Source organism: Ottowia thiooxydans DSM 14619 (assembly GCF_000422885.1).
GTDB classification, from domain to species: Bacteria; Pseudomonadota; Gammaproteobacteria; order Burkholderiales; family Burkholderiaceae_C; genus Ottowia; species Ottowia thiooxydans.
Genome location: NZ_AUGX01000027.1, coordinates 1 through 13,100, shown reverse-complemented (window position 1 = coordinate 13,100; position 13,100 = coordinate 1). Strand labels below are relative to the sequence as shown.

The 13,100-nt window shown below is 59.2% G+C and carries 10 protein-coding genes; 7 read left to right on the top strand and 3 right to left on the bottom strand.

The genetic code is table 11. The features are described 5' to 3' along the window. Nucleotides 1-182 precede the first annotated feature (182 nt). Nucleotides 183-3,380, bottom strand: a complete 3,198-nt coding sequence (locus G518_RS0119045) for an efflux RND transporter permease subunit (protein WP_028603903.1) — start codon at nt 3,378-3,380, stop codon at nt 183-185. A 63-nt stretch (nt 3,381-3,443) separates the two neighbouring features. Next, nucleotides 3,444-4,577 (bottom strand): efflux RND transporter periplasmic adaptor subunit, encoded by a 1,134-nt coding sequence (locus G518_RS0119040; protein ID WP_028603902.1) that lies wholly within the window; start codon nt 4,575-4,577, stop codon nt 3,444-3,446. A gap of 161 nt (nt 4,578-4,738) precedes the next feature. On the opposite strand from G518_RS0119040, the gene G518_RS0119035 reads away from it, so the two are divergent. The 5 genes from G518_RS0119035 to ntrC all read left to right on the top strand — a co-directional run bounded on the left by G518_RS0119035 (nt 4,739) and on the right by ntrC (nt 10,877). Beyond that, entirely contained in the window at nt 4,739-5,557 is an 819-nt protein-coding gene (locus tag G518_RS0119035) for a competence/damage-inducible protein A (protein WP_028603901.1), read from the top strand. A gap of 250 nt (nt 5,558-5,807) precedes the next feature. Continuing rightward, nucleotides 5,808-7,223, top strand: coding sequence for a type I glutamate--ammonia ligase (glnA, locus tag G518_RS0119030; RefSeq protein WP_028603900.1), 1,416 nt, complete (start codon nt 5,808-5,810; stop codon nt 7,221-7,223). Nucleotides 7,224-7,370: 147 nt separating this feature from the next. Then, a complete protein-coding gene (locus G518_RS0119025; protein WP_028603899.1) occupies nt 7,371-7,892 on the top strand; it encodes a hypothetical protein in 522 nt (173 codons plus the stop codon). A 327-nt stretch (nt 7,893-8,219) separates the two neighbouring features. Beyond that, nucleotides 8,220-9,308, top strand: a complete 1,089-nt coding sequence (gene glnL / locus G518_RS0119020; protein ID WP_028603898.1) for a nitrogen regulation protein NR(II) — start codon at nt 8,220-8,222, stop codon at nt 9,306-9,308. 30 nt (nt 9,309-9,338) lie between these two features. Beyond that, nucleotides 9,339-10,877 (top strand): nitrogen regulation protein NR(I), encoded by a 1,539-nt coding sequence (ntrC, locus tag G518_RS0119015; protein WP_028603897.1) that lies wholly within the window; start codon nt 9,339-9,341, stop codon nt 10,875-10,877. Between the two features lie 414 nt (nt 10,878-11,291). Here ntrC and G518_RS0119010 read toward each other — a convergent pair whose 3' ends face one another. After that, entirely contained in the window at nt 11,292-12,323 is a 1,032-nt protein-coding gene (locus G518_RS0119010; protein ID WP_028603896.1) for a serine/threonine protein kinase, read from the bottom strand. A 35-nt stretch (nt 12,324-12,358) separates the two neighbouring features. Here G518_RS0119010 and G518_RS0119005 point away from each other — a divergent pair, with 35 nt between their 5' ends. Both G518_RS0119005 and G518_RS35910 read left to right on the top strand, forming a co-directional pair. Then, the gene (locus G518_RS0119005) at nt 12,359-12,826 is read left to right on the top strand and encodes an EVE domain-containing protein (RefSeq protein WP_036595317.1); all 468 of its coding nucleotides are present in this window, start codon (nt 12,359-12,361) and stop codon (nt 12,824-12,826) included. Nucleotides 12,827-12,945: 119 nt separating this feature from the next. After that, nucleotides 12,946-13,100: transposase (locus G518_RS35910; protein ID WP_036595315.1), on the top strand; the 155-nt coding region annotated here is incomplete at its 3' end.

Below are 13,100 nucleotides of genomic sequence, written 5' to 3'. Positions count from 1 at the left end.
TGGGAATCTCATACGACCGTTGTCGTCTGAAGAGGGCCATCACCAGTTCAAAAAGCGCTTCGGAGAGAGTTCTGAATGACGAGGGGACCGTGGAGGTGGAGCTTTTTTTCGCCGGGCCGTCCCAAGAAAAAAAAGCCCCCTCGGGGGGCAGCGCACTACGCGAAGCGAGGGAGCGTGGGGGTCTACTCACTCTCGCGTGACCACTTGCGCTTCATCCAGGCTGCCAGATCGTCCAGATAGCAATACATCACAGGCACCACTACCAGGGTCAAAAGCGAGGAGGTGATGACGCCGCCAATGACCGCCTGGCCCATGGGGGCGCGCTGCTCCGCTCCCTCGCTGGAAGCAAAAGCCAGGGGCAGCATGCCGAAGACCATCGCCAGGGTGGTCATCAGAATAGGGCGCAGGCGAACGCGGGCAGCCATGAGCAAGGCCTCGTTGCGAGGCAGCGGATCACCGCGCTCGCCGGCCTCACCTACCTCGCCGGCGCGTGCACGGATGGCGAAATCCACCAGCAAGATCGCGTTCTTGGTCACCAGGCCCATCAGCATGACGATGCCAATGATGGAGAACATCGACATGGTGGAGCCGAACAGCATGAGCGCTAGAACCACGCCAATCAGCGTCATGGGGAGCGCGGTCATCAAGGCGACGGGTTGCAGGAAGCTCTTGAATTGGCTGGCCAGGATCATGTAGATGAAGATGACCGCCATCGCGAGGGCTTGCACGGCATAGGTGAACGACTCCTGCATATTTTTGGTGGAACCACCGAACTGATAGCGGTAGCCTGGTGCGAAGGCTGTGGCATCCAGAACAGTGCGGATATCCCCAGACACTTCACCGGCGGATCTGCCGTAAACGTTGGCGGTGATCTGTACCTCACGCATCATGTCGCGCCGGTTGATCTGGTTGGTGCCGGTGGCTTCGCGCAGGTTGGCTACCTGGTTCAGCCTCACGATGCGGGCGGTGCCATCCGCGTTGGTGCCAATGACAAGCGGCATGCGCTCCAGATCCTGGGGGGTCGTGCGCGCGTCCGGTGCCAAGCGCACGTTGACGTCGTAAGTCTGATCGTTTGGCGCACGCCAGTTGCCAACCGTCTGGCCAGCGACCAGTGTGCGCAGGGGGCCGGCAAGTTGAGCCAGGCTCACGCCCAGTTCGGACGCAGCTTCGCGCCGTACTTGCACATCAACGGTGGGCTTGTTGGGCTTCACGCTGGAATCCAGATCGACCAAGCCCGGGATGGCGCGCAGCTTGGCCAAAACCGGTGCAGCCAGCCGCTCCAATTCGGCCTGATCTGGCCCCTGCAGCGAAAATTCGATCTGCTTTTGCCCACCCACCGGCTCCAGCAGCCCTGCTTGCGTGACCGTTATGCCCGGTACTTGCCGCAGACGCTCACGCAAAGCGGCAGCGATCTGCTCCGCGCTTCGCTGGCGCTGATCGCGGTTCGTCAGCCGTATGTAGACGCTGGCATTGGTCTTTCCTTGAGCTGCACCCGTATTGAGTGTGGCGAGCGTATAGCGCACCTCAGGGAAACTTTGCACAATTTCCACTACTTGCCGGGTCTTGGCCTCGGTGGCTTCCAGGGAGGAGCCTTGAGGCGTGTAGAAAGCGACGGTGGTTTCAGAGAAGTCGGCTTTGGGCACGAACTCAGTGCCCAGCATGGGCACCAGAACCACACTGCCAACAAAAATCCCGACTCCTAGCAGCAAGGTCATCAGTTTGTGGTGCAGCGACCAGCGCAGTATGTGCTGATAGAGCTCGATCAGGCGGTCTGTTGCACGATCGAACCAACCGGTCACGCGGCCAATGGTCTTGTCGTAGAAGGTGGCAGGTCGTTCTTTCGCTTTTCCGTGTCCATGGATGCTCGGGTCATGCCAAATGCTGGAAAGCATGGGGTCGAGCGTGAAGCTGACGAACATGGAGATCATCACAGCGGCCACGATGGTGAGTCCAAACTCGTGGAAAAACTTGCCGATGATCCCGCCCATGAAACCTATAGGCAGGAAAACCGCCACGATCGAGAGCGTAGTGGCCAATACCGCCAAGCCAATTTCCTGCGTACCTTCCATAGACGCCGTAAAGGAGTCCTTGCCCATCTGAACGTGCCGCACGATGTTCTCGCGCACCACAATGGCGTCATCTATGAGCAGGCCCACGCAGAGGCTCAGCGCCATCAGCGTAATCATGTTCAACGTGAACCCGAAGGCTTGCATGAAGAAGAACGTGCCAATGATCGAGATCGGCAGGGTCAGCCCCGTGATCACGGTGGATCGCCAGGAGTTGAGGAACAGGAACACGATCAGCACGGTCAGCACCGCGCCTTCTATCAAGGTTTGGCGTACGTTTTCCACTGCCACCCTGATAGGGCGCGAGGCATCGCTAATGGGTTCCAGCCGCACTCCGGGCGGTATTTCCCCCTTCATGGCCGCCACGGTCTGGTAGAGCCCGTCCACCACTCGAATGGTGTTTTCGTCTTGCGCTTTCTGCACTGACATGAGCAGAGTGCGCTGGCCGTTGTAGAGCGCCAGTGTTTCCAGTTCCTGTGCGCCGTCGTGCACGGACGCGACTTGATTCAGGAAAACCGGTGAACCCCCACCAGTTTGACCTGCGGCGCCACCACGGCGTGCCACGATGATGCGGCCGAAGTCTTCCGGCCTCTGCATGCGGCCATCGAGCTGTACTGTGATTTCCTGGGCAGACGAGCGAAGCGCCCCTAGCGGGAGATCCTGGTTTTCCCCGCGAACTGCGGCGCTGACCTGATCAGCGGTAATTCCGAACGACTCCATCGCTCGTGGGTTAAGGTAGATGTTGATCTCGCGCTTGGCTCCGCCCACGATACTCACCGCACCGACCCCGCGAACATTCTCCAGGCGTTTTTTCAGTACCTGATCGGCCCAGTTGGTCAGCTCCACAGGGGAGGGCGCACGCTGTCCGTCCTTGGCATCAGGGAGTACGGCCAGCGACCAAATGGCCCGGCTCGCGGGATCGAAACGCAGCACGCGCGGCTCTTTCACTTCGTCGCGCAGTAGCGGCCGAACCTGGCCAATTTTTTCTCGTACGTCGTCCGCAGCCTTGCGCCCTTCAATATGCAGCTGGAACTCGATGATCACCACCGACAGCCCCTCGTAGCTGCGCGAAGTGAGCGCATTAATGCCGGCAATCGAGTTGACGCTCTCCTCGATTTTCTTGGTGACCTCGCTCTCGATGATGGCGGGAGAGGCGCCCGGATACTCGGTGGTGACCACCACCACCGGGAAATCAATGTTTGGAAATTGATCGACCTGTAGACGCTGGAGTGCGAACAGGCCCATCACCACAAACGCCAGCATCACCATGGTGGCAAATACCGGGTTCTTAAGGCTGACTTTGGTGAACCACATGAATCAAGCGTTTCTAGAACATGGGCGGGAAATGGGCGCCGCCAGGCCTTTTTTGCACCAGACTCATGGTCGTGCGCTTGCCGCCATACGAACTGCGGTGCCCTCACGAAGCGCACCAGCCGCGCCTCGCAGCACCAGGGCCCCCTCAGCCAAGCCCTTGACCGCCACCACTGTTTCTTTATCGACCGCACCACGTGCGCCGGTTTCCACGGTGCGGTGCGCGATCCGCTCGTTCTCCACCATTTGCACGTATGGCAATGGCTTGTCCGTGCGCACTGCGGAGAGAGGAACCGCCAATACGGTTTGGAGCTCAGTCGCCAACTGCCCCTGTGCGAAGAGTCCCTGGCGCAATCCCGGTGTGGGCTGCACTTTCAGGTAGATCAGGACGCTGCGGCTACCTGCCTGAGTGGAGGGGTTGATGCGCGCTACCGTGGCCTGCACGGAATGGGCAACGCCCTCTATCGCCAGGCTGGCCGTCTGGCCCATGCGCACGGCTACGGAATCGGCGGGGCTCAAAGCAGCTTCGAGTTCAAGCTGACTCACATCAACGATCTCCACAATGCGCGCTTCCGGGGCGACCCGTTCGCCGGGCTGTGCCAGCCGCTGGGAGACCTGGCCACTTATCGGCGCGCGCAACACGGTGTCGGAGACGGACTTGCGAGCCACTTCTGCGGCGGCCAAGGCCGCTCCATGGCTGGATTTGGCCGCATTGAGGTTGGCCATAGAGGTGTCCAGCGCGGTTCGGGAGATAAACCCCTGGTTCACCAAAGCGGCATTGTTGTCGTACTGTCGCTGAGTAATGTCTACCTGAGCGCGCGCCGCATCGGCCTGTTGCTCTGCCTGGCGCACTCTTTGGGAGTATTCGCCCGGCTCGATCCGGGCTATGACCTGGCCTGCGGTCACGGTGTCGCCTTCACGCACGGTGAGCCCTTGCAATTCGCCCGGAACGCGTGCCTTGACCACGGCGGTTTTGACCGCCTTGAGTGCACCAGACACTGGCACGCCGGTGCTGATCTCGCGCATGCGTGCCGTTGCTATATCGACAGCTGTCAGATCAATCACCGGTTCTTTGACGATGGCCGCCTGCGCTTGCTGCTTGGTAGCCTGCCGGGCCGCCCATCCACGCCAACCCAGTGCGAGCATCACCAGTACCGCCAGCAGAACGGCTGCTAGCACCCAACGTCCGCGCCGCGTCATAGGGAGTGAATCTGCATGTGATGGTCTACGTGCCAACTCTTGGCCATCGCCGCTGGGGCAATGATTGAAATATGCATGGTGTACAAGCCCGAATGCTCCGGAGATAGCCGCGATTATGAATCCCTGGCGCGCGGCCACCACAAACTTCCATAATGCATGCCATGACTCCTCGCAAAATTGGCCTTATCGTCATCGGTGACGAAATTCTCTCCGGCAAACGTGTCGATAAACACCTGCCCAAGCTGATTGAACTTCTGGGTGAGCGCGGGCTTCATCTGGCGTGGGCAGAGTACGTGGGTGACGAGCGTGAGCGCATCACCGCAGCGCTTGTGCGTGCATTCACTTCTGCTGACGTCGTGTTCAGCACAGGCGGCATTGGGGCTACGCCCGATGATCACACGCGCCAATGCGCTGCCGCGGCGTTGGGTGTCCCACTCGCCTTGCATCCCGAGGCAAAAGCCTTGATTCAGGAGCGCATGCGGGACACAGCGCTGGAAAAAGGTATCGCCTACGAGCCAGAGCGAGACGACAACGTCCACCGGCTCAACATGGGGGTGTTCCCAGTCGGTGCGCGCATCATCCCTAATCCCTATAACAAGATCCCTGGTTTCAGCTGCGATGGGCCGGGCGGCGGCACAGTCCATTTCACACCTGGCTTTCCCGTCATGGCCTGGCCGATGATGGCTTGGGCCCTGGATACCCACTACGCTGACTGGTTTCACCTGGGCGGCTGGCAGGAAAAATCGGTCATCATCTTTGGTGCCATGGAAGCCAGCCTCACGCCCGTCATGGAGCGGGTGGAAGCGGCCCACCCGCTGGTGAAGGTATTCAGTTTGCCCAGTGTGGACCATCCTCAATTTGGGCCGCATATTGATTTGGGGGTAAAGGGTCCACTGGATGCGGTTGACCCTGCTTATGCCGACTTGAGGGAGTGGCTCGCACCCTTTGGTTTGCGCTACGGCCCAGAAATCGTGCGATAACGAAAACTGCACCAAATTTGTGCGTTTGCGTGAATTCACCAAAATGGTGCATTATTTTTGGGTTATGCCCCATTTTGAGTCATCCGGTTTCAGGCGGTTTATTTCGAATCTGAAGGGGCAGAAGGCTCTGTCCCTCCCTTCTCGAAGGCACAATGCTGCCTTTATCCAGTGCATCGAATGCACTGGCATGGAACCTGCGTTCCCTCTGATTAGCTTTTTTTACAACCACTAGCCCAAATAGGAGAGCCTGATGGCCAAGACCGTCGCAGACGTCATGAAAATGGTGAAGGAAAACGAAGTCAAGTTCGTTGACTTCCGTTTCACCGATACCCGTGGCAAGGAACAGCACGTCACAGTGCCAGTTTCGCATTTCGACGAAGAAAAGTTCAGCGATGGCCATGCTTTCGATGGCTCCTCCATTGCCGGCTGGAAAGGTATTGAAGCTTCAGACATGTTGCTCATGCCCGATCCCAACACCGCCAACATCGATCCTTTCTTCGAAGAACCCACGCTGCTCCTGACGTGTGACGTTCTGGAACCAGGTGACGGCAAAGCCTACGACCGCGACCCACGCTCCATTGCCCGGCGCGCAGAGGCCTACCTGAAGGCATCTGGCGTGGGTGACACGGCCTATTTCGGTCCTGAGCCTGAGTTTTTCGTTTTTGATGGTGTGCGTTGGAGCACTGAACCAGGCCACAGCTTCTTCAAGATCGAAGAATACGAAGCTCCTTGGAACTCCGGTAGCGAACTGGAAGGCGGCAACCGCGGCCATCGCCCCACCACCAAAGGCGGCTATTTCCCCGTACCTCCGGTTGACAGCACGCACGACATGCGCGCCGAGATGTCGCTGGTTCTGGAAGCCCTGGGTGTACCCGTAGAAGTGTTCCACCACGAGGTAGCTGGCGCTGGCCAAATGGAGCTGGGCACCAAATTCTCCACCCTGGTGCAACGTGCCGATTGGACGCAATTGCTGAAATACGTGGTGTGGAACGTTGCCGATTCATACGGCAAGACCGCCACTTTCATGCCAAAGCCTTATCACGGCGACAACGGCAGCGGCATGCACGTGCACCAGTCCATCTGGAAGGGCGGCAAGAACCTGTTTGCAGGCAAAGGCTACGCCGGTTTGTCTGACACTGCGCTTCACTACATTGGCGGCATCATCAAGCACGCTCGCGCACTCAACGCCATTACCAACCCTTCCACCAACAGCTACAAGCGTTTGGTTCCGCACTTTGAAGCACCGGTCAAGCTGGCCTACTCCAGCCGCAACCGCTCCGCTTCAATCCGTATTCCACACGTGATGAGCGACAAGGCGCGCCGCATCGAGGCCCGTTTCCCTGATCCAATGGCCAACCCATACCTGTGCTTCTCCGCACTGCTGATGGCGGGTCTGGATGGCATCGAGAACAAAATCCATCCAGGCGAAGCCGCCACGAAGGATCTGTACCATCTTCCTCCAGAGGAAGATAAACTGGTGCCTACTGTGTGCCACAGCCTCGATCAGGCACTGGAAGAGCTGGATAAAGACCGCGCCTTCCTGACCAAAGGCGGCGTTTTCACCGACGGCATGCTGGACGCCTATATCGAGCTGAAGATGACGGAAGTCACCCGTATTCGCACCAATGTGAGCCCGGTTGAGTACGACATGTATTATTCACTGTGATCGATTCGACACGGCTTGGATAAAAAAGGTGGCCTAGGCCACCTTTTTTTTTGGTATGCGGAACGCTGCTTGGTCAACTGGGTCTATTGATGGATACTTGTACTGAGGCTCCCTTGGCCTCCCTGTGAGCGAAATGGAAATTTTGAAATGAAAACTGCTTGGCTGCTGGCATCCGTTGTGGTCGCTGCCACTGGCTGGCTGGCTATGGCGCCCGCCTCGGCACAAGACCGCATTTACCGCTGCGGCAACGAATACACCAACCGCATTGGCAACCGCAAGGATTGCAAGGTGGTGGAGGGTGGCAACGTCACCGTGGTGATGGGCACAGCACCTGCGGCCCCCGCGCCAGCGCCCGCGGCGCCACCCCCTGCCTCTGGGGCAAACCCGCGCGTGGTGAGTGCTCCGCCTGCCGCCTCTCGCACAGCCTCGCCTGAGCAGAGGGCCAGAGATGCGGATGCCAAAGTCATTCTTGAGCAAGAGCTTCGTCGCACTGAAGCGCGCCAGGCTGAGTTGGTCAAGGAGTACAACAATGGTGAACCCGAAAAAATTGGCGGTGAAGCGCGTAACTACCAGAAATACCTGGATCGTGTGGCAGAGATGAAGGCTTCCATGGAAAGAAACCAGAGCGATTTAGAGGGTTTGAAGCGCGAACTCAGCCGGCTCAAATAGCGCCTGGAAAATAGGCCTAAGCGTCTAATTACCTCACGACAAAGCGCTGGCTGCATGAAGAACGCCGTTTCCTGCAGCTTTAGGGCGGGGGAGTGCCGGTGTGTTCGCCGGGCATGGCCGCTAGCTGGGTATCTCACAGGCTTTGTGGGCTCATTCGGAAAAAATTGCACATTTGCTCCATCGGATTCGGGCGATCTGCTGCGTTGCAAATCGCTCCTGTAGCTGGGCTACACCGCACGATGAGCGCCTTGCAGATCATCCCGACTCCTCGGCCCAAATGCACAACTTGTTCCCGAACGGAACCCTAACTCCAGATCAGTCAAGACCATGACGGCCCCTTCTCACAGACCCCATCCCGCCCGCTTCCAGGCGTTCGACCAACTCGCCATTTTGGTGGCGGTACTGTCGGATGATGGGCAGGTCATGTTTGCCAATGCTGCTCTTGAAGACGCTGTGGGCCTTTCCTGGCGCAGCATAGAGGGCACGTTTTTTCAGGACTATTTTGCCGAGCCCTCTGCGCTGCAGCATGCTTTGGCGGGTTCCCGGGAGAACGCCTTCGCCGCTTTGCGCTACGACGCACAGCTCAAGCGCCACGGCAAGGCACACGCCGATATGCTGCCCGTTCATGTGATCGTTGCGCCAACTGAGCGCAAGGGCGAGCTGATTGCTCAATTGCTCCCCCAGGAACTGCAGGTTCGGCAGGAGCGGGAGGAGCGCCAAGCCGATCAGGTGCGCGCCAACAAGGAGTTGTTTCGTAACCTGGCGCATGAGATAAAGAACCCATTAGGCGGCATCCGCGGTGCGGCTCAACTGCTGGAAATGGAGATGGCGGCGCCCGAACTGAGTGAATACACCCAGGTCATCATCCGTGAGGCAGATAGGTTGCAGACGCTGGTAGATAGGCTACTGGCACCACACAGGCACCCGCAAGTGGTGGGGGATGTGAATATTCACGAAGTGTGCGAGAGGGTGCGCTCGTTGATCGTGGCCGAGTTCCCCAACGGGCTGTCGGTCGTGCGTGACTACGACACGTCCATTCCCAGTTTGCGGGGCGATCAGGAGCAGTTGATTCAAGCATTGCTCAACATTGCCCACAATGCAGCTCAAGTGCTCTCCGAGCGCATGGTCACCAGTGGAGATGCCCAGATCGTGCTGCGCACTCGGGTGGCGCGCCAGGTGACCGTGGGTAAGCAGCGCTACCGGTTGGCACTGGAATTGCATGTCATAGATAACGGACCGGGCGTACCGGATTCGATCAAGGACCGTGTGTTCCTTCCTCTGGTGACTGGACGAGACGGTGGCAGTGGATTGGGATTGACGCTCGCACAGACTTTCGTGCAGCAGCACCACGGCTTGATCGAACTCGAAAGCGTTCCGGGCCGCACGGATTTCAAGATTTTGATTCCGTTGCCTTAGACCGAATGCATGAATAAGAGGAGTCGATGTATGAAGCCGATCTGGATTGTTGATGATGACCCCTCTATCCGCTTCGTGCTGGAGAAAGCGCTCGCGCGTGAGGACCTGCCCACACGCTCCTTCACCAATGCCCGTGATGTGCTCGCCGCCATGGACAACGAAGCTGCGGCTGGCGATGGTTCCGAAGGCCCGCAGGTTCTGGTGAGCGACATTCGCATGCCTGGAGGCTCTGGCCTCGAGTTGCTGGAGAAAGTCAAAGAGCGCCAGCCGGGCTTGCCGGTGATCATCATGACCGCGTTCTCCGATCTGGATAGCGCGGTTTCAGCTTTTCAAGGCCGTGCCTTTGAGTACCTGCCAAAGCCTTTCGACGTTCCCAAGGCGGTGGAGCTTATTCGCCGCGCCGTAGAGGAAAGCGTGAGGGAAGAGGTCGCTGACTTGCAGCATGCTCAAGCGCCCGAAATGTTAGGCCAGGCACCTGCTATGCAGGATGTGTTCCGCGCTATTGGCCGCCTGTCGCAGAGCAATGTCACCGTTCTGATCACTGGCGAATCCGGTAGCGGCAAGGAGTTGGTGGCGCGTGCCTTGCACAAGCATTCGCCTCGTGCCAAGGGGCCATTCGTGGCTATAAACACCGCTGCCATCCCCAAAGATCTGCTGGAAAGCGAATTGTTCGGCCACGAGCGCGGCGCCTTCACAGGCGCGCAAACCTCGCGGCGCGGGCGTTTTGAGCAAGCTGATGGCGGGACACTGTTTCTGGATGAGATCGGCGATATGCCGTTCGATTTGCAGACGCGCCTTTTGCGGGTGTTGTCTGATGGGCAGTTCTACAGGGTTGGCGGACACAGCGCTGTTAAATCCAATGTGCGCGTGGTGGCTGCCACCCACCAGGATCTGGAGCGGCGAGTGCGCGAGGGCGTTTTCCGGGAGGATTTGTTTCACCGTCTGAACGTGATCCGCCTTCGGCTGCCTGCGCTGCGGGAGCGGCGGGAAGATATTCCTGATCTCACGCGGCACTTCCTCGTGGTTGGCGCGCGCCAGCTCGGTGTGGAGCCCAAGCGCATTTCCGAGCCCGCGCTGGCCAGACTCACCGATTTCAGTTTTCCGGGCAATGTGCGGCAATTGGAGAACATTTGCCACTGGCTCACCGTGATGGCGCCTGCGCAGGTCATAGAGGCCAAGGATTTGCCGCCGGAGGTGCAAGAGGCCACATCGTCTGTTTTGCCTGGAGTACTTGCGGCTCCCGTCGCTTTTTCCAAAGCCGAACCGGACGTATTCGAACCTGCCTTGGGTGTGGAGGTCGTGGCGCCATCAGATGCCGCGATGCCCGCCCCTGGCGTTGAACAACCTCACCAGCTAACTGCCTGGGAACGCGGTCTTCAGGATGAAGCTACCGCGCTATTGGCTTCTGGGCAGCAGGATGTGTGGGATAGGCTGATGGGCCGCGCTGAAATCTCGCTGATCAAGGCAGCCCTGGCTGACACGCGAGGGCGCCGCATAGAAGCCGCACAAAAGCTAGGTATTGGCCGCAACACCATCACACGGAAAATCCAGGAGCTGGGGTTGAACTGAGACGGATCCTCGCCTGCGCGCGGGGCTAGAGAACCTCGCGAAGCGGGGAGCGTGGGGGCGTTTGTTTTTGTTGCCGGGCCGCCCCAAAACAAAAATGCACCCCCTCGGGGGGCAGCGAACCTCGCGAAGCGGGGAGCGTGGGGGCGTTTGTTTTTGTTGCCGGGCCGCCCCAAAACAAAAATGCGCCCCCTCGGGGGGTAGCGAACCTCGCGAAGCGGGGAGCGTGGGGGCGTTTGTTTTTGTTGCCGGGCCGCCCCAAAACAAAAATGCACCCCCTCGGGGGGCAGCGAACCTCGCGAAGCGGGGAGCGTGGGGGCGTTTGTTTTTGTTGCCGGGCCGCCCCAAAACAAAAATGCACCCCCTCGGGGGGCAGCGAACCTCGCGAAGCGGGGAGCGTGGGGGCTCTTTCCCCCTTTAGGCCACCAAAGGTGTCTCCTCCATCGCCTCAAGCTGCTCGGTCAGTGTGTGGATCTGTCCGCGCCAGTAGTCAGGAGTGCCAAAGCCGTTGAAAGCAGCCGGGAACGCGGGGTCTTCCCAGCGCCTGGCCACCCATGCGCTGTAATGAATCAGCCTCAGGGTGCGAAGCGGCTCGATCAGTGCCAGCTCGCGGCGATCGAACTCACGCATTTGCTCGTATCCGTCGATCAGGGCGCCGAGTTGCTGCTGTCGCTCAGACCGCTCACCGCTCAGCAGCATCCATAGATCTTGCACTGCCGGCCCGCTGCGGCAGTCGTCCATATCCACGAAGTGGGGGCCAGCGCCCGGCTGGTCAATGGGGGTCCAAAGAATGTTGCCCGCATGGCAATCCGCATGCAGGCGCAGCGACCTTATCTGCCCGGCGCCCGCGCCACCCAGTCCATCAAAGCTTGCTACTGCGTCCAGGGCTTGCTGACTGATATCCGCCCAAGCGCGCTCTACTTCCAGCGGAAGCCGGTTCTGCGCCAACAACCATTCGCGTGGCTCGGTGCCGTAGCTGGCCATATCCACCGCAGGCCGATGAACAAAAGGGGCTCGCGAGCCAACCTGATGAAGTCGCGCCATAAAACGGCCAATCCATTCCAGCGTTTCACCATCCCCTAGCTCTGGAGAGCGCCCGCCGCGCCTAGGGCTGACGCTGAAATGAAAGCCTTCGTATTCATGCAAGGTACGCCCATCCATGGTGAGAGGCCCTACCACGGGCACCTCCGCGGCAATCAACTCCAACGTGAAGTCATGCTCTTCGCTGATCTGCGCCATAGTCCAGCGGCCCGGCCGATAGAACTTGAGCACCACGGCACGGTGCTCATCAGCGAACGGGGTTCCAGACTCCAAGTGAGCAAGGTAAACGCGGTTTTCATAGGAATTAAGCGTCATCAGGCGGCCATCGCCAACCAGCCCCAAAGAGGAGAGGGCGTCGAGTACGAAATCAGGCGTGAGCGTGGCGAAGGGGTGAATGACATCGAGCATTCCCGTATTGTCGGTGCAGAGGCAAAATCACTCTCATGACCGCACCTCAATACTGGCTGATGAAGTCCGAACCCGAAGACTGTTCTATCGATGATGCCCTCGCCGCGCCGGATCAGACCGTACCTTGGACCGGTGTGCGCAATTACCAGGCGCGCAATTTCATGCGTGACGCCATGCGAGTGGGCGATGGCGTGATTTTTTACCATTCGAGCTGTCCGGAGCCAGGCATCGCAGGCATCGCCCGCGTGGCATCCGCAACACGAACGGACCCCACCCAGTTTGATCCGCAGTCGGCCTATTACGATAAAGCCTCCAAAAGAGAGGCGCCGCGCTGGCTGCTTCTGGACGTGCAGGCACTACGCAAGACTCGTCTCCTTAGTCTTGCCGAAATGCGCGACGTGCCCGCACTTGAGAGCATGCGGGTGTTGCAACGGGGGAATCGCTTGTCCATTACGCCTGTGACGGGGGACGAGTGGGAGGCGGTTATGGCACAACTGGCGTAGTGCTGAAATTGCGCAAGGCGGGGCTGAGCTCCTTCCCCTTGGGAGCGGTCGGGTCTGTGTGCTGGTCTAATTTCGAAAGACATCCCGATGAGGGAAATCAATGTCTCACAGGAATAGAAATGACCAAAGCCAAGACTAGGCGATCGTTCGACGCGGCGTTTAAGCTGCAGATCGTCAAGATGATTCGAGAGCAGCACCTGAGCGTGTCTCAGGTCTGCCGTGATATGGAGCTGACTGATAGCGCCGTCAGGCGCTGGCTCGATCAATATGAAGC